We start from the raw sequence: 17,468 nt of genomic DNA on the forward strand, positions 1-17,468 counted from the left end.
GCTCACCATTTGTAGGACAGGGTCGCAAGCACCGTTCGGCGAAGGCCGAACGAGCACTGGGTCAGCGCGTAGCAACCCGCGACATAGTCCTTGTCGAGCAGGTTCTGGGCATTGACCTGAACCTTCCAGCCCTTCAGCGCCTGGGCCCGGACACCGAAATCATAGCTGATGGCCGCATCGAGCAGGGTGTAGTCCGGCGTCTTGAAGGTGTTGCCGGGATCACCTGCGCCCTCGCCGACATAACGCACGCCGCCGCCCAGGGCGAAGCCCGCAAACAGGCCCGTCTTGAAGGTATAGTGGCCCCAGAGTGAAGCCATGTTGCGGGGGACCACCGTCGGCCTCTTGCCGAGGTCGACGCCGGTGCTCTTCGTCACCTCGGCGTCGGTATAGGCATAGGCCGCGATCAGCTCGAGACTGTCGAACAGCTTCGCCCGACCCTCGACCTCGAAACCACGCGCCCGTACCTCGCCCGTCTGGATCTGGAAGCCCGCATTGGCGGGGTCGGCCGTCGGCACATTGCTCTGGGTCAGTTGATACACGGCTGCCTGGATGAAGGCGTCGTAGCCGGGCGGCGCGTATTTCAGGCCGACCTCATACTGCTCGCCATCGGTCGGTTTGAAGGGCGAGCCGCCAAAGGTCGTGCCCGCAACCGGTTCGAACGAGGTCGAATAGCTCGCATAGGGCGCCAGGCCATTGTCGAAATTGTACATCAATGCGGCGCGGCCTGTCGTGGCGTCGTCGTCCTGCTTCGTCAGTGCGCCATTGGTGAGGGCGCGCGTGCGGCTTCTGGCGTTGTCGAAGCGCCCGCCGATGAGGAGCGAGAGCCGGTCGAGCTTGATCTGGTCCTGGAGATAGACGCCGAACTGCGTCGTTTCCTGCGTGGTGCCGGGCAGGGCCGGTGTTGCAAAGGGCGTGCGGCCATAGACCGGGTTGACCCAATCGAGGGTCTGGACGGTGCCACCCGCGCCGGTGAAGGCGGTGCCGTCCATCCAATAGCCGTCGACGCCGAGCAGGACCTTGTGAGTCAGCGGACCGGTGCGGAAATCGGCCTGGAGCTGGTTGTCGATGCCGAAGGTCCGGGCCTTCTCGTTCGACGCCGTCACGCGGCGCATGAGCGTGYGCTGGTCGGCGGCCAGGCTTGCCACGGCGACAGTCCTGAAGCGCGACTCGAGGTCGGTGAACCGCAGATTCTGGCGGAAGCTGAAGACATCGTTGAAGCGGTGCTCGAGCGCGTAACCTGCTGCGATCTGGTTTCGGCTATAGCCCTCATAGGCGGGCTCGCCGGGGAAGAACTTGCTGGGGATCCGGCCGTAGCGGTTAGGCAATGCGCTGCCGACTGCCGGGATGAAGCCGTAGAAGCCGGTTTCCGGGTCGCGCTGGAAGGAGGTGAGGATGGTCAGGCTCGTCGCAGCGCTTGGCTGGAAGGTCAGCGATGGCGCGATAAAGACCCGCTCCTCCTTGGTGAAATCGACCTGCGTATCTGCGGCCCTGCCGAGCCCGACGATCCGGTAGAGGACCGTCTTGTCCGGGTTCACCGGCCCGCCGATGTCGAAGGCGAGCTGGCGGCGCTGATGCGAGCCGATCTGAGCCTGGATCTCGCCAAAGGCTTGATCCGTCGGGCGCTTGCTGACCAGATTCACTAGGCCGCCCGGCTTGACCTGCCCGAAGATCACGGAAGCCGGACCGCGCAGCACCTCGATCCGCTCCAGCCCGTAGGTTTCCATGGCCGGGACGAGGAAATTGACGCCGCGTTGGACACGCAGGCCGTCCTGGAAATTGACGAAGCCTGCATTCGAACCGCTACCGCCAAAGCCTCGGATGAAGGTGCTGTCGTAGCGACCCGAGGACAGGCGCGTCTCCGCCAGGACGCCGGCGGAATAGCGAAGCGCCTGGCCGACGCTCTGCGCGGCCTGATCGTCGATCTGGGCGCGCGGGATGACCGTGATCGATTGCGGCGTCTCGATCAGGGGAGTGTCGGTCTTGGTGCCGCTGGCGCTGCGCCGCGCGATATAGCCGTCGACCGGCCCATTCGCCTTCTCCGTCGCGCCTTGAACTTCGATCGTGTCGAGCGACACGGTGGGAGATTCGCTTTGAGCGAGGGCTGGACCAGCGAGCGCGACCGGAAGAACACTGAGAGCGACGCTGGCGAGCGCCACGGTCCTGGCACGACGCCAGAAGCATACAGGAGCGCCTGCTGCTCGGATCGACCAAGATCCATCCTTGTTCGAGTTGCATGTGTTCATGATCGAGATGCCCCGCCGTATTGCGGGTTTCTTCTCGACCAGCACAACAATCGGGGCAATCGGATCGACTTTGGCTGCCCGCAGTATTTCTTTCGAATGAGTTTCGAAGCCTTCCAATCGGTTGCCAGAACTTCAGCAGAGCGGCGTCAACGCAAGGTGCTGGGCAGAATGCCGAAGCGCTTCCGGAAAATCCCCGAGAAATGCGCAGGGTTGTATCCGACGTGGTAGGCCGCCTCGGCGACGCTCTTCTCGCCGCTGCGGATCAGGTCGTAGGCCTGTTGCAGGCGATGGGCCTGGAGATAGTCGAAAACGCTCGCTCCGTAGAGCTGACGAAATCCAGCCGTCAGCTTGGTGACATTGAGGCCGGTATTCCTGGCGAGTTCCCCCAGTGTCGGGGGATTGCGGGCCGATTGAAGAAGCAGAGCGTGCGCCGCACGCAGTTGCTCGATCGTTCGCGGCGACAGCCGCGCGGCTCGCTGCGGCCGCTCGTTGACGATCTGGTCCACAACTGTGGCCGCGAGTTCGAGCGCCTTCCCGGCCATGTAGAGATTGCGCATCGCGCCTTCGATCTGGCACTCCGCCATCTGCAGCGCGATCCCGCGCAGATCGGCGCCGGCAGCGCGCGCCCATAGTCCCGGGCCGATCCCGCTGCCCTGCATCTGTCCCATCAGACCTGAGAAGCTGGCGCCGAGTTCGTCCTGCGCGAAGTCGGCATCGAGCTGCACGATCGCGCAGCGCACGCCCTCGCCCGACAGGCAGGTCCGTTTCTGGACATGATCGCCGTCATTGGCGGCGACCAGCAGCATCGGGCTGTTGATGGTCAGAGGCGGCCTGTCGTCGAGCTCATAGGACTGATGTCCCTGCAGCATGACGACGACCTTGAGCCCCCGCTTCATCGGCCCGACGACCTGTTCGCCCCGCCCGTGCCGAAACGTTCCGGCGGACACCTTCAGCCGCTTCGAGAACAACTGCATCGAAGCCGACGACCGATCCTGATCGAGCCTATCGTCCATTCCTGCCCCATGGCATCCGTACCCTGGGATCCGTCATAGACGAGAAACGTAAATCTCTTCAATATCAATAGTTTGTAAGAATTCTAATGATCCTGGACTTACACGCGGTCTGCCGTTCGGGCGGCCGTGGCAGCGTAGATGTCGAGCGCGACGAGGCGCGCCGCTGACGTCCGGCGAAGGTCCCCTTGCCAGGACGCGTCCGGGCGCCCGATCCGATCTGCCCGCTGGTGTCGTCGGGAGCATGAACCCTTTTGCGACCGACGACGCTCAGCGCGGACCCGTTCAATCCGGGCGGGTTACCTCGAGTGGGCCGTTTGATTGCGCTGCCAAGGTGCAGATCATGCGCGCGACCTCCCATGATTTCTCGAAGGCGGGAACAGGCAGGAACTCGAAGCGCGAGTGGAAGTTGTACGCGCCCGTGAAGAAGTTGGGGGTCGGCAATCCCTTGGCCGAGAGCGCTGCGCCGTCTGTTCCGCCGCGCATCGGGATCAGCTTCGGCTCGATCTGCAGTGCCTTCAGCGCCGCAAAGAGCAGGTCGACCGAGCGGCGGTCATCGCCCAGGCTGTCATGGATGTTGCTGTAGGTATCGGTCACCTGGCAGTCGACACGGCCTTTGGGATATTGCGCGGCAATCAGGTCGGCAACCTTGCGGATGCGCCGTTTGCGCCGCTCGAACTGCTCCCTGTCGAAGTCGCGGATCAAGACGCGCAGGCGCGCCTCGCTGGCATTGGCGACGATGTCGTTGAACCAGAAATAGCCTTCGCGGCCCTCGGTGTGCTCGGGCGTTTCCGCGCGGTCGAACTGGCTGATGAAGTCGAGCGCCATCAGCAGCGGGTTCACGAGGATGTCCTTCGCCGACATCGGGTGGGCGGTAACGCCAGTGAAGACGATCTCGCCTGCAGCGGCGTTGAAATTCTCGATCACGACCTCGCCAAGTTCGCAGCAATCGATCGTATAGGCGAAATCGCAGTCGAAGCGGGCGAGGTCGAGTGCCTTCGCGCCGCGCAGGCCAATCTCCTCGTCAGGAACGAAGGCGACCAGGATGTCGCCATGCTGGCTCCCGGCGCCGAGCTGCTCGAGCAGCGTCATGATTACGGCAATCGCGGCCTTGTTGTCGGCTCCGAGCACACTCGTTCCGTCACCGACGATGATGTCCTGCCCGACCCAGGAGCGGATCTCGGGATGCTCCGCCACGCGCAGCCAGACGTCCCTTTCCGGGTTCAGGCAAAGATCCTCGCCCTCGAAGCGCAGGATGCGCGGGCGGATCGTCGGCGAGAGGCCGGTGTCGATCGTGTCGAGATGCGCGATGAAGCCGATCCTCGGCGCGCCCGGCCTCGTGCCCGGCTTCATGGCGGTGACGGTGGCGTGGTCGTCAAGCACGACCCTTTCAAGTCCAAGTGCGCGCAGCTCTTCTGCAAGCAATGCGGCGAGCCGCTGCTGGCCCGGAGTGGTCGGCAGCGTCGTCGCTGTGGCGTCGCTCTGACTCTCAACCGCCAGATAGCGGAAGAATCGTTCGACCAGTTGCTCGCGAATGCTCATTCCTGCTCCATTGGACTCTTCGAGGCTCTGATGCCGTGTCAGGCGGTATGTCGGCGTTTCCGTTCCCCGAAAGCAACCGGCGCGATCGCGGCCGGCCATTGGCTGCTCCCGCTGCGACGAACCAAGCGCAATGGCGGCTGCCGGACAGGGGCGGCCCGGCTGGTCTCCCCTTCGTGTGCCGCAATCCGGGTGGTGTGGCGGGGCGTCGCGATTGTGCACCGAACCGGGACGAGCAGGCCCCGACGCGCCAGCAACGGTCCTCGCAACTGCCGCCCTCTTCAAGGCCCGACCAGGAGGCACAGGCCATCGTTGGTCTGCCATGGCCCGGTCTGGCCGCCCTCGATTCAGGCGCCATACCGGAACCCCCGGGAGGGGCTCTTCGATCTGGGTCTTCAGAATGGGGAGGCATCGCGACGGAAAGCGCCGCGAGCGATGCCGTGGGTTTGACGGTTTGCTGCGTTGCTGTATACAGGTAGATAGCTATAAGCTTCCAGAGGGAAGAGGGGGATTGATATGGCGTTTCACGTGCTCCGCATGGCCTTGTCCGCGGCCGTTCTGCTTGCCGCTGCGCCGGGCGCACAGGCTGGCCCGGTCCTCGACAAGATCAAGCAGGACGGAAAGTTCGTCTGCCTGGTCAATCCGAATTCACCCGGCTTCTCCGTCCCCGACAGCCAGGGCGCATTCCGCGGCTTCAATGTCGATTTCTGCCGCATGGCGGCGGCTGCGATCTTCGGCGATGGGGCCAAGGCCGAGCTGCGCGGCATCGGGTTCTCCGACAGCCTGAAGGCGATCATCAGCGGCAGCGCACATATTGCCTCGCGCGGCATCACCGCGACCGGCACCCGCGACGCCGATCCCGGCGTGTCCTTCGTGACGACCACCTTCTATGACGGGCAGGGCTTCATGGTGCCGAAAAGCCTCGGCATGACGAAGCTCGCTGACCTGTCCGGCGCGACCGTCTGTGCCGAAGAAGGCTCGACGACGCTGCTTTATCTCGCCGACTGGTTCGGCACCGCGAAGCTGCCCTACAAGGTCGAGAACATCGCCGACAAGACCGCACGCCTGCAGGCATTCTTCTCCGGAAAATGCGATGCGGTGGCGAGCTCGGTATCGGCCCTGGCCGCCGATCGTCTGCTGGCACCGAAGCCGGACGATTACGTGATCGTTCCCCAACGTTCAGCCACCGAGCCGCTCGCCCTTGTGTCGCGCCCGGATACGGAGCTGGAGAAGACGCTGTTCTGGGGCGTCCAGATCATGATCGCCGCCGAGGAATTCGGTGTCACCTCGCAGAATATCGATGCCAAGCTCGCCTCGCTCAAGGATCTGCCAGTCGACGAGCAACGGTTGATCTCCCCGACCGGGCAAACTGCCGACATGGCGAAGAAGCTTGGCCTGCGTCCCGACTGGAGTGCGCAGATCATCAAGCAGGTCGGCAATTACGGCGAGGTTTTCGAAAAGCATATCGGCAAGGGCTCGCCCCTCGCCATGGACCGCTCAGCGTCTCCGAACCGCCTGGCCAGGGATGGCGGACTGATCTTCGCGTTCCCCGTCCGCTAGATCATCGGACCGGATATCGTATCCAGTCCGATGATCTAACCCTTTGTCTTTGCATCGGCTTTCCCGAAAACCGCAATCCACTTTTCGGGCCGATGCTCTAGGCCGTCGTTCAACCGCAGTGCGACTGCGTGTCCTTCTTCCGGCTCGCCGACCGCTCGGCGAGCCGGAATGCGTTCCGGCACCGCCGTCGCCTGCTCTTCCGAGACGGCCGATGCCATTGTTCTGGACAGTTCCGCCTGATCTGCCTCTAGTCGGCACCGATCGGAACACTGGATCCGGCAAGGTTTGCAGGGGGCGGGCATGGAGGAAGGGCCGGTATGGGTTACGGTCCGCGGGCATGCCGGAGCCGTGGGCATGTTGCCGCTGCCGGGGCTCGTCATCCTCCGGCGGGGCGAACGGACCATCGACGCGGATCAGCAGGAGCAGGTTCTCGATGTTCTGAAGTCGAGGGGAACGACGCTCCTGGTGAGCCTCCTGGACCAGACGGAATGCGATGCCGATGACAGCGAACATCTGCAACGCGCTGCGGAGCTGCGCGGGATCCGCCTCGTTTGCGCGCCTATCCTGGATTTTTCCGCGCCGGACGAGACATTGGACTGGCCGCGTTTGGCCCAGGCGATCCTTGGCGAGCTAAGCCTCGGCCGGGGTGCCGCCTTCTGTTGTCTCGCTGGATATGGCCGCAGCGGCATGATGGCCGCGCGCGTGCTCATCGAGACCGGAATGCCGCCGCAGGACGCGATCGCCGCGGTGCGCTCGGCTCGGCCGGGCGCAATCGAAAGCGAGGCCCAGGTCTCCTACTTGCTATCGTCCTCGCCATAGCGTGCGAGCAGCAATTCGAGATGCGCCGCATGCAGGCGAAACAGCTCCGATGCCGGCAGGCTTTCGGTCTTCTCGGCGGTCGCCGCGATTTCCTGCACGAGCAGGGCGCGCACGAGCTCCGGATCGCATTTCAGCCAGCTGACCCAGCTTCGCGCGATGCGGAAGAAAATCATGTCGTCCATCTGGCGCAGCGCCTCGTCGCCGATCAAGGCGTTGCGCGCCTCGTGATGGGCGCGCCAGACGCCCCAGACATCCTTGACGGGGGAGGTGTCACGCAGCCCCTCGGCCAATGAGCGCAACCGCGCATAGTCGGACCGGAGCGAAGTCGGGAGCTGCAGCGGCACGAGATCGGCGATCAGACCMGTCAGGCCGATGCGGAAACGCAGCATGTCGACAGCGTGATGATCGACATAGGAAACGATGGTGCCGACGCCGTTTCGCGTCTCCGCGAGCTGTTCGTAGACAAGGCGCTGCAGGACCTGCCGGATCGGCGTGCGGCTGACGTGGAACTCCGCGGCGAGTGCTGCTTCGTGGATGACATGCCCTTCGTCATATTCACGCAGGCAGATGCGGTCGCGCACGATCTCGAAGATCACGTCGTTGCGCGAGCGGACCATCTGGCGAAGCTGCTGCGCCTCGGGGCTGGTGAGTTCGATCGTCATAGCTCTCCCTGTCGCAAGGCCGGTCTCAGCCGAGCTTGCCGGCGCCGTGCCCGAGCCGCCGAGCTCGTTCGGAGATCATCCAGCAGCAGAGGAAATAGAACAGCCCGATCGCAATGTTCGCCTCCAAAGCATAGGCCTGCCAGAGAGGATCGGCATATGCCATGCGGGCTGTCGAAAGCAAATCATGCATGCCGACTATGGCGACGAGCGAGGTGTCCTTGAAGCTGCCGATAATCGTGTTCGTCATGCCGGGGATGGCCGTGCGCAAGGCCTGGGGCAGCACGATCAGGCGAATGCGTTGCGCGGCGGTGAGGCCGAGGCTGGCTCCCGCCTCGATCTGCCCCTTGGGCAGCGCCTGCAGCCCGCTGCGAATGTCCTCGGCGAAATAGGCCGCATAGAAGAGGGTCAGCACGATCAGGATGGCGGCGACGGGCTCTATGGTCGCGCCGCGCGTCAGCAGCAGCGGCAATACGAAAATGCCGGCGAACAAGACCGCGACCATCGGAATGGCGCGCACCGTCTCGATATAGGAGACGGCGGCAAGGTTCAGCGCGCGATGCTGCGACCAGCGAGCCAGCGCCAGCAGGATGCCGAGCGGAAATGCTGCCGCCATCGTGAAGGCAGACAGGAACAGGATGAGGGGCAGGCCGTTCCAGCGGTGGGATTCGACGAAGGGCAGGCCAGCGAAGCCTCCGCGCAGAAGCAGGTAGGAGAGCACAGCAGTGCCCACGACCATGGCTGCCCGGATCGCAAGCCTCATCGGAACAAGTGCAAAGACGAGGATCGTCACGATGATCAGGCCGCTGGCGAGTTGCGCGCGCCAGCGCTCGGCGGCCGGGTAGGTCCCGGTTAGGACGAGATTGGCCTTCTCGCTGAGAAATGCCCAGCAGGCTCCCGTGGCATTCAGGCATTCGGCCCGGCTGCCGGAAAACGGGACCGCCTCGAGCACCACCCAGGTCAGCGCGCTCCAGGCGAACAGGACCAGGAGAGCGAGCGTGACGACAGTCAGCACCGTGTTCCACCAGCTCGAAAACAGATTCTGGCGCAACCAGCCCAGCATGGGCGCGAGCCCCTTCCGGGGAGGGGTATTCGCGCGGGCGATCGTCTCGACTGTCAGCGTCATTCTCAGCGCGCCTTCAGCCGGAAGGCATGGTCGCACCAGTTCACCAAGGCCGAGATCAGCAGGTTCGCGATCAGGAAGAAGGCGGCCACGAGCGCCATCAGTTCGATCGGGCGGAATGTCTGATTCACCGATGTGCTCACGACACTGATCAAATCGGAGTATCCGATCGCCAGCGCGATCGAGGTGTTCTTCAGCAGGTTGGAGTACTGATTGCCGAGCGGCGGCGTGATCACGCGCAGTGCCTGGGGCAGCACGATGAGCCGCATCGTCTTCAACCAGTCGAGGCCGAGCGCCTGTGCTGCCTCGCGCTGTCCGTGCGAAGTGGCGATGATGCCGCCGCGCACGATCGCGCCGATCTGCCCGCCGTGATAGACCGACAGGGCCACCACTAGCGCGGTGAACTGCAAGGACAGGCTCACGCCCCCGGTGACATTGAAGCCCGCCAGCTTCGGCACAGACCAGGTGACATGGAGTGTCCCTGTCAGGTCGAGCGCCGCGTAGAGGCTCGCCGCGGCAGCGAGCACAGGCAGGAAGACCGGGCGGCGCTTGCCTGTGCGGTCCTGGTGCAGCCGGGCGGCGCGGAGCCACAGAAACGCGCCTGCGAGCCAGAGGCAGGCTGCCATAGAAAGCGCTTGGCCGCCCTGCTCGATGATCGGCCAGGGCAGCACGAGACCGCGATTGCTCAGCATCGCGCCGAAGGGGCTGGTCCAGGCCGAGCGGATATGGGGCAGGTTGCGCACCATCGCCACATAGAGCGCGATCACGATCAGGAGCTTCGGCAGATTGCGGAGCAACTCGACATAGGTGCCCGCCAACGTGCGCACGAGCCAGTTGGAACTGGTCATGGCGATGCCGACGAACAGCCCGATGCCGCTTGCCAGGACGAGGATGAGGGCCGCCGCGGCGAGGGTATTCAAGATGCCGACGAGCAGCACACGAGCGTAGGTGTCGCGGGGCGAATAGCCGATCAGGCTTTCGCTGACATCGAAACCCGCTTCCTGCCAGAGGAACGAGAAGTCGATTTCCATTCCCGCAGCCGCAAGGTTCGCAGAGACGTTGCGAGCCGCGAGGAGACCGAGAAGGGCGATCCCGAGCATTGTCGCCGCCGGCCAAAGCACGGCCGCGAGCCGCTCACGCCTCGTCCGTGGCGGAGGCGGCATGGAACTCACTGTGTTGGGCGGAGGGGCTGACATGGACTCCATAGTGATATAGCTGTACACAGCTATATCACTGAGTCAATTGATGGGCGTTGCGCGCTTTGCGCGCGGCCCGGAGGGGTCTGCTTGGACAAGTCAGCTTCGAAGCCAGCATCGATCATCGCGCTGCCCGGGATCGCCGGAAAGCTGGTGCTGGCCCCTTGTCCGGGATCGTGGCGAGGGCGCCCCTTGCCAGGCGCCGATCCCGTGCTGGCTCTCGCCCAGGATCTCGATCATCTCGCCAGGCTCGGAGCCGGTGGGCTCCTCAGTCTCGTCGAGGCGCATGAGCTGCCTTGCGAGCAGAAGCTGTTTTCCGTGGCTGTCCGGGAGGCCGGACTGGAGTGGGCCCATGCAGCCATTCCCGATTACAGCGCGCCGACTGCGGCCTTCGCCGAGGACTGGCAGAAGCTTGCGCTGTTGCGTCGCCTCGCGGCGGGGGAGAACTGGGCCATCCATTGCAAGGCGGGGCTTGGGCGCACCGGGACGGTAGCAGCGCTGCTGCTCATCGAATGCGGCCTCGAAGCCGAGGCCGCGATCGCGAAAATCCGGCATGAACACGCAGCCGGCGCGATCGAGACGCCCGCGCAGGTCGAGTACCTGATCGCTCATGCGCGGTCTCGCATGTGATGCGGGCTGTCGCGGCGCGGGCGTGACGAAGAGCTGACCGCCGGCGTCCGTCGATCGCTCAGGCTGGCTTCTCGTCTGCGAGCACGATTGCCGTCGTCAGGTCGGCGACATGCGGCATCGACGCAATCTCGTCACGCACGGAGTTCAACGCCCGGGTCGTCTCCGCCTCGATTTCGGCGATGACGTCGATCTCGCCGCCGATCGAGTAGCACCGCCTGACCGCCGGGAGCACGGCAATCCGATCCACCGTGTCGCGTGCCGGCGTCTTGGTGAGGCGGATGATCAGGAAGGCGCGGAATGCGTCAACACCCGAACGGCCCTCCATGACGGTTGCCGTGTAGCCGCGGATGGTGCCGTCGGTCTCCATCTTGGCGATGCGCTCGCGCACGGAGCTGCGGGCGAGCCCGACGCTTCCCGCAATCGTCTTGATCGGCAGCCGCGCATTGTCCTGGAGCAGCCGCAGAATCTTCGCGTTCGTCTCGTCCATCGCCATCAAGGGCTCGCAGATATCCGTGTGGCGGCGATAGCAGGTTGCTACCGCCACAATGGCGGCAAAACCGCCGATTGGAGCAGCGCGGCCGCCACCGCATCAATGTCAGATTGATGGCAGAGCGACAATTCGGAAAGCCTGCGATGACCTTCGTCAACCACCCACGCCCGACATTCTCCCTCGACGAGGCGGCGGAGGTCTTGCGGCAACGCTTCGGCGTTGTCGGCCGCCTTGATGGCCTGCCCAGTGAGCGCGACCAGAATTTCGACGTGCGGGCGGACGATGGGCAGCGTTTCATCCTGAAGATCGTCAATGGGGCCGAGCCGCTCACGGCGATCGAATTCCAGACCGCGCTGCTGCGGCACGTCGAAATCAACGATCCGAGCTTGCCGACGCCGCGTGTGATGCCGACGCGCGATGGGCTGGAATTCGGCCTTTTGACCGGCCGCGGCGGCGAGCGTCATTGTGTCCGTCTCGTCTCCTATCTCCCCGGCACGCCGCTGGCCGAGGTTGCCAAGACGCCGGAAACGCTGCGCGACATCGGCCGTGTCCTCGGGCAGCTCGACCGGGTGCTCGGCAGCTTCGGTCATCCCGGTGCGCATGTCGCCTTCGATTGGGAGATCCGCGAGACGCCGCGGGCGCGCCAGCGCCTGTCCCATGTGTCCGATGCGGCACAGCGGCGCTGCCTGGAGAAGGTGCTCGACACCTATGATTCCGGGGTCGCGCCGACGCTCCGGCGCCTGCGCCATGGTGTCATCCACAATGACGCCAATGACTGGAACCTGTTGGTCGCTGATCCCGAGAAGGGCGCGATCGCGGGTCTTATCGATTTTGGTGACGCGGCCCATTCGCCGCTTATCGCCGAGCTCGCCGTCGCCTGCACGTATGCGATGCTCGACGAGAAGAGCCCGATCGAAACAGCCGCCATGATCACTGCGGGCTATCACGCGGAACTGCCGCTGCAGGACGCCGAGTTCGAGATCCTGCTCGATCTGATCGCCGCACGGTTGGCGGTGAGCGTGTCGATTTCGGCGACGCGTCATGCCGAAGCGATCGAGAATCCCTATCTCCTCGTCAGCGAAAGGCCGGCCTGGACTCTCCTGGAGCGGCTCGGCAAGGTCGATCGCCGTATCGCCACGGCGATCCTGCGCAACGCCTGTGGCCTCGAGGCGACGCCCGGGGCTGGACGCCTGCGGGGCTGGATGGCCGCAAACCGCCGGACGCTGGCGCCGCTCATGCACCCGCATCCGGCGCGCCAGCAGAAGCATGTGGTCGATCTCGGCAATCCCGAGGCGCCGCTGGCGCGGGCGAGCGCGGCGCAGGATCATGCTGCCGCGGACCGGGCCTATGCCGATCTGCAGAGGGAACACGGCTTTACGCTCGGCCTCGGGCCGTATGGCGAACTGCGCACCGTCTATACGGCGCCCTTTTTCGACTCGACCCTGATCGACGGCGCGCGCCGGAACATCCATCTCGGCCTCGATATCTTCGCGCCTGCGGGTGCGCCGCTCTTTACCCCGCTGCCGGCAAGGGTGGTGGCGGCCACGATCAATCCTGCGCCGCAAGATTATGGCGGGCTCCTGCTGCTCGAGCATGAGCCCGAACCCGGCTTGCGCTTCCGGAGCCTCTGGGGTCACCTGGATCATGCGTCGGTTCGCGAGCGCCGCGTCGGCGAGGATCTGCCGGCCGGCGCCTGTGTGGCGCGGCTTGGCGACTATGCAGAGAATGGCGGCTGGATACCGCATCTCCATCTGCAGCTCGTCGCCGCGGATTATGATGACGTCAGCGTCATTCCGGGCGTTGGCGAGTCGGCTTTTCCCGGCGTCTGGAACGACCTCTTTCCTTCGCCCTATGATTTCGCGGGCCTGCCGCCGGAGACCTTCGACAGGACCGGACAGGAAAAGGATGCCCTGCAGGCGGCGCGCAAGAAGCGACTGGGCCCAAATCTGTCGCTGTCCTATCGCAGGCCGCTCAAGATGGTTCGCGGCGAAGATGTCTGGCTGATCGACGAGACCGGCCGGGCCCATCTCGATTGCTACAACAACGTCGCCCATATCGGGCATTGCCACCCGCGCGTGGTGGATGCGATCACGCGGCAGGCCCAGCGCCTCAACACCAACACGCGCTATCTCCACGACAACATCATCGACTACACGGAGCGCCTGGCGAAGACGCTGCCGGGTGAGCTTGATACGTTCTTCGTGGTGTGCACGGGGAGCGAGGCGAACGAACTCGCGCTGCGCGCGGCCCGAGCCTATACGCGGCGACGCGACATKATCGTCCTGGACTGGGCCTATCACGGCCACACACAGGGCCTGATCGACATCAGCCCCTACAAGTTCAAGCGCAAGGGAGGCAGCGGGCGGCCGGAGCATACGCATGTGCTGCCCGTCGCGGATCCCTATCGCGCGCCGGCGGAGTGGCCGGAGGGCGAGATCGGCAAGCGCTATGGCGAGCATGCCTGCGAGATCATCGACCGGCTCGTGAAGGACGGGCATGCGCCCGCCGCCTTCATCGCCGAAACGATCCCAAGCGTCGCCGGGCAGGTCTTCCTGCCGCCGGGATATCTCGGTGCGATCTACGATGCCGTTCGTCGCGCTGGTGGCCTGTGCATCGCGGATGAGGTCCAGGTGGGCTTCGGCCGCGTGGGCCAATCGATGTGGGCCTTCGAGGAGCACGGTGTCGTGCCGGACATCGTCACGATGGGCAAGCCGATCGGCAACGGTCATCCCCTTGCCGTTGTCGCGATGCGCCGCGAGATCGCGGAACGCTTCGCCAACGGGATGGAGTATTTCAATACATTCGGCGGCAATCCCGTGTCCTGCGCGGCGGGGCTCGCTGTCCTCGATGTACTCGAAGACGAGCGTCTTCTGCCGAACGCCGTGGAGCAGGGAGACTATCTCCTCGCCGGCATGCGCAAGTTGATGGACCGTCATTCGGTCATTGGCGACGTGCGCGGGCGCGGCCTGTTCCTCGGCCTTGAACTCGTGCGGGATCGGGCAACCAAGGATCATGCCGGCGAACCCGCTTCGGCCATCGTCAATCGGGCCAGGGAGCTCGGAGTGCTGATGGGGACCGACGGCCCCTTCGACAACGTCATCAAGCTGCGCCCGCCCATGACCTTCCGGCGCGAGCATGCAGACATCCTGCTCGAGACCCTCGACGAGGCGATGCGCGACACGCTGGGCTGAAGCCTCTGATCGGCGCACCGAGCGGGCGAGGCGCGTCGCTCGCTGAAACAGGCACGGCGGTGGGCAACCTCCGCCGGGGCAATCTTGGGGCGCGCCTGTGCAGCCCGGCTGCGATGGCGAAAACGCGAATTCCTGCGCGAGACGCCGACGACGGTGTATCGGCTCCGTCGCGAAGAGGGGCTCGAGCGGCCCAGGATCCATCAAATTAGACAATGCTTCTAATTTAGACTGTTTTGTCTTTACCCCATATGCTAGACAGCTCGAACCCGCGTTTGGACGAGCGTCATGAAGATCGAAGAATTCAGCCTGGAGCGGATCCAGTCGCTTTACGAGAACACCGTTGAGTTCAATCTCTCGGATAGCGGCGTTCACCCCTACAGCCTGAACGGGCTGCTCGACGAAGGCCAGCGCAATGCGTTGCTCGATGTCGAACTGGGCTATGGCTGGACGAACGGGGCCGTCGAGTTGCGCGAAGCGGTGGCGCGGCTCTATCGCGGCCGGACATCCGACGAGGTCATCGTCACCAATGGCTCGGCCGAGGCCAATTTCCTGATGGTAATGTCGCTGCTCGAGCCCGGCGACGAGATCGTCGTCTTTGTGCCCAACTATCTGCAGATCTGGGGTTGGGCCCGGGCCATCGGGGTCACGGTGAAGGAAGTCGCGCTGCGCGAGGAACTGGGCTGGACCCCGAATCTCGACGACGTCCGCAAGGCCGTTTCGCCACGCACCAAATTGATGACGATCTGTCACCCGAACAACCCGACCGGCAGCCTGCTCTCGCGCGAAACGATGGACGGGCTCGTCGCCATTGCCCGCCAGAACGGCACCTATCTGCATGCCGACGAGGTCTACAAGGGCGCCGAGCTCGAGGGTGATGAACCGCCCAGCTTTGCCGATCTCTACGAGAAGGCGATCATCACCAGCGGCTTGTCGAAGGCGATGGCCTTGCCGGGCCTGCGCATCGGCTGGCTGGTCGGCCCTACCGCCGATATCTACGCCGCCTGGCAGCGCAAGGACTATACCTCGATCACCACGAGCGCGATCAGCGAGTATGTCGCCCGCATCGTCGTCGAGCCGGCCAAGCGCGCCGAGATCCTCCAGCGCAGCAAGACCATCCTGAGACAGAACCTGGCGCTCCTGACGAGCTGGGTCGAGCGCAACAGCGAGTTCTTCTCCTTCGTTCCGCCCAAGGCCGGCGGCATGGCCTTCGTGAAATATGCGCATTCGATGAACTCGACGGAACTCGTGCATCGGCTGCGCGAAGAACGCGGCATCATGCTCCTGCCCGGAGACGTCTACGGTCTCGACGGCTATATCCGTATCGGAATCGGGGCTCCGGGCGACCATCTGGAGGCCGGTCTCGAACGCCTGAGCGACTATCTGAAGTCGCAGCCGCGCTAGACCGGGGCTGCCAAGGACCTGGATCATGCCGACCGAACTCATGGCCTATGCGCCGATCTGCGACGCCGTCGCCCTGCTGTTCCGTCCCTATGCCGAGGTCGTGCTGCACGATCTCGGCTCGCAGACCGTGGTCCATATCGCCGGCAACTTCTCGCAGCGCGTCCTGGGCGAGCCATCGCTCCTGAACGAGATCGGTTTCGACGAGGCCGAGACGACGATCGGTCCCTACGAGAAGATCAACTGGGACGGCCGCCGGATCAAATCGATCAGCGTCGTCCTCACCGCGAATGGCGCGGCGATCGGCGTGCTCTGCATCAATGTCGACGTCTCGCATTTCCACGCCGTGATGCAGACGCTCGGCGCGCTCGTGGCCGTGCCCGCGGGAGCCGACAAGCCGCCTGTCCTGTTCAAGGAGGATTGGCATGAGCGCATCAACGAGTATGTCCAGCAATGGACGCAGGAGCGCGGCCTGATCGTGACCGCGCTGAGCCGCGAGCAGAAGCGGCAACTGGTGGCCGATCTTGCCGCGAGCGGCGCCTTTGGCGGGCGCAATGCTGCAGCCTATATCTCGCGCGTCCTCGGGCTCGCGCGCGCCACCGTCTACAACTATCTGAACCAAGCGAACGGACCGACCGATGCTTGATCTGGCGCGGGCCCAGATCGAAGCCGCCATTGATCTCGACCGGGCCGTCGTGGCGCTGGAGGAGGGGTTCAAGGCCGCCTCGGCGGGACGGGTGCAGATGCCGCCCGTCGGCTATCTCGGCTTTCCCGCGCATCACGGCGACTGCCATATCAAATTCGGTCACATCACGGGGGATCCGATCTTCGTGGTGAAGATCGCGACCGGTTTCTACGACAATCCGAGGCGCGGCCTGCCGACCAGCAGCGGCATGATGATCGCTCTCTCGGCCGAGACCGGTGCGGTCGTGGCGATCTTGCGTGACGAGGGGTGGCTGACCGATCTGCGCACCGCGCTCGCCGGTGCCATCGCGACCAGAGCCGGAGCCCGCAGCGACGCGCGTCGCATCGGCATTGTCGGTGCCGGCACGCAGGCCCGCTTTCAGATCCGTGCCGCCGCGCATCTGATGCGCGAACGGGCGCCGCAATTCGCGATCTGGGCGCGCTCGGCGGAGCGCGCCGAGGCGGTGCAGGCGGAGCTGCTGGGCGAAGGCATTGCTGTTACCCTCGCGACATCGCCCGAGGCTCTGTGTGCCGAGGCGGATGCCATCATCACCACGACGCCGGCCACGAGCCCCCTGCTCAAGGCGGCATGGATTCGCCCGGGCACACATATCACGGCCATGGGGGCTGATGCGCCGGGCAAGCAGGAGCTCGAGAGCGGCCTCGTCGCGGCAGCCGATATCAGAATCGCCGATTCCCTCGATCAATGCCTCGACCATGGCGAATTTGCCGCCGCGGCCCGCGACGGACTGATCGAGCGCAGGGCTTGCGTTGAACTTGGTGCGGTCCTTGCCGGGCGCGCGATCGGACGCAACGACGCCCGCGACATCACGATTGCTGATCTGACCGGGCTTGCCGTTCAGGACATCGCGATCGCGCGCGTCGTCCTCGAAGGCTGCGGCGCCTCGCCGAGGCCCGGTGCCTGA

14 protein-coding genes are annotated in these 17,468 nt (G+C 64.8%); 7 read left to right on the forward strand and 7 right to left on the reverse strand.

Annotated features, from left to right (window positions below; genetic code table 11):
* Positions 1-2 precede the first annotated feature (2 nt).
* The 3 genes from AC1DRP_RS01885 to pepT form a co-directional block, all read right to left on the reverse strand.
* Positions 3-2,075 carry a TonB-dependent siderophore receptor gene (locus AC1DRP_RS01885; protein WP_476767654.1) on the reverse strand — a complete coding sequence of 691 codons (2,073 nt, stop codon included), beginning with the start codon at positions 2,073-2,075 and terminating at the stop codon, positions 3-5.
* A 314-nt stretch (positions 2,076-2,389) separates the two neighbouring features.
* A complete protein-coding gene (locus AC1DRP_RS01890; RefSeq protein ID WP_476767655.1) occupies positions 2,390-3,217 on the reverse strand; it encodes a helix-turn-helix transcriptional regulator in 828 nt (275 codons plus the stop codon).
* 321 nt (positions 3,218-3,538) lie between these two features.
* Positions 3,539-4,795 carry a peptidase T gene (pepT, locus tag AC1DRP_RS01895; protein ID WP_441504252.1) on the reverse strand — a complete coding sequence of 419 codons (1,257 nt, stop codon included), beginning with the start codon at positions 4,793-4,795 and terminating at the stop codon, positions 3,539-3,541.
* A gap of 513 nt (positions 4,796-5,308) precedes the next feature.
* Here pepT and AC1DRP_RS01900 point away from each other — a divergent pair.
* Together AC1DRP_RS01900 and AC1DRP_RS01905 are read left to right on the forward strand one after the other, a co-directional pair.
* Positions 5,309-6,352 (forward strand): transporter substrate-binding domain-containing protein, encoded by a 1,044-nt coding sequence (locus AC1DRP_RS01900; RefSeq protein WP_476767656.1) that lies wholly within the window; start codon positions 5,309-5,311, stop codon positions 6,350-6,352.
* A 354-nt stretch (positions 6,353-6,706) separates the two neighbouring features.
* Entirely contained in the window at positions 6,707-7,171 is a 465-nt protein-coding gene (locus tag AC1DRP_RS01905) for a protein-tyrosine phosphatase family protein (protein ID WP_441504254.1), read from the forward strand.
* Here the strand turns inward: AC1DRP_RS01905 and AC1DRP_RS01910 are convergent.
* From AC1DRP_RS01910 to AC1DRP_RS01920, 3 genes are read right to left on the reverse strand one after another with little or no spacing between them, the layout of a single operon-like run.
* Entirely contained in the window at positions 7,147-7,833 is a 687-nt protein-coding gene (locus AC1DRP_RS01910) for a GntR family transcriptional regulator (RefSeq protein WP_441487796.1), read from the reverse strand. The two genes, AC1DRP_RS01905 and AC1DRP_RS01910, sit on opposite strands and share 25 nt — an antisense overlap.
* Before the next feature lie 25 nt (positions 7,834-7,858).
* The gene (locus AC1DRP_RS01915; protein WP_476767657.1) at positions 7,859-8,956 is read right to left on the reverse strand and encodes an amino acid ABC transporter permease; all 1,098 of its coding nucleotides are present in this window, start codon (positions 8,954-8,956) and stop codon (positions 7,859-7,861) included.
* 2 nt (positions 8,957-8,958) lie between these two features.
* On the reverse strand, positions 8,959-10,053 hold the full coding sequence (locus AC1DRP_RS01920) for an amino acid ABC transporter permease (protein WP_476767658.1): 1,095 nt from the start codon (positions 10,051-10,053) through the stop codon (positions 8,959-8,961).
* A 186-nt stretch (positions 10,054-10,239) separates the two neighbouring features.
* Between AC1DRP_RS01920 and AC1DRP_RS01925 the strand changes: the two genes are divergently transcribed.
* Positions 10,240-10,779 carry a phosphatase domain-containing putative toxin gene (locus AC1DRP_RS01925; RefSeq protein WP_476767659.1) on the forward strand — a complete coding sequence of 180 codons (540 nt, stop codon included), beginning with the start codon at positions 10,240-10,242 and terminating at the stop codon, positions 10,777-10,779.
* 58 nt (positions 10,780-10,837) lie between these two features.
* Here AC1DRP_RS01925 and AC1DRP_RS01930 read toward each other — a convergent pair whose 3' ends face one another.
* Positions 10,838-11,266, reverse strand: coding sequence for an Lrp/AsnC family transcriptional regulator (locus AC1DRP_RS01930; RefSeq protein ID WP_441504257.1), 429 nt, complete (start codon positions 11,264-11,266; stop codon positions 10,838-10,840).
* Positions 11,267-11,412: 146 nt separating this feature from the next.
* Between AC1DRP_RS01930 and AC1DRP_RS01935 the strand changes: the two genes are divergently transcribed.
* The 4 genes from AC1DRP_RS01935 (at position 11,413) to AC1DRP_RS01950 (ending at position 17,468) form a co-directional block, all read left to right on the forward strand.
* Complete coding sequence (locus tag AC1DRP_RS01935; RefSeq protein ID WP_476767660.1) at positions 11,413-14,460, forward strand: aminotransferase class III-fold pyridoxal phosphate-dependent enzyme; 3,048 nt, start codon at positions 11,413-11,415, stop codon at positions 14,458-14,460.
* A gap of 285 nt (positions 14,461-14,745) precedes the next feature.
* Positions 14,746-15,861, forward strand: coding sequence for an aminotransferase class I/II-fold pyridoxal phosphate-dependent enzyme (locus AC1DRP_RS01940; RefSeq protein WP_476767661.1), 1,116 nt, complete (start codon positions 14,746-14,748; stop codon positions 15,859-15,861).
* Between the two features lie 25 nt (positions 15,862-15,886).
* Complete coding sequence (locus AC1DRP_RS01945) at positions 15,887-16,504, forward strand: helix-turn-helix transcriptional regulator (protein WP_441487803.1); 618 nt, start codon at positions 15,887-15,889, stop codon at positions 16,502-16,504.
* On the forward strand, positions 16,497-17,468 hold the full coding sequence (locus AC1DRP_RS01950; protein ID WP_476767662.1) for a Rossmann-fold NAD(P)-binding domain-containing protein: 972 nt from the start codon (positions 16,497-16,499) through the stop codon (positions 17,466-17,468). Before AC1DRP_RS01945 ends, AC1DRP_RS01950 begins: the two co-directional genes overlap by 8 nt.

The sequence above is a fragment of the Allobosea sp. 01N443 genome (assembly GCF_056399325.1).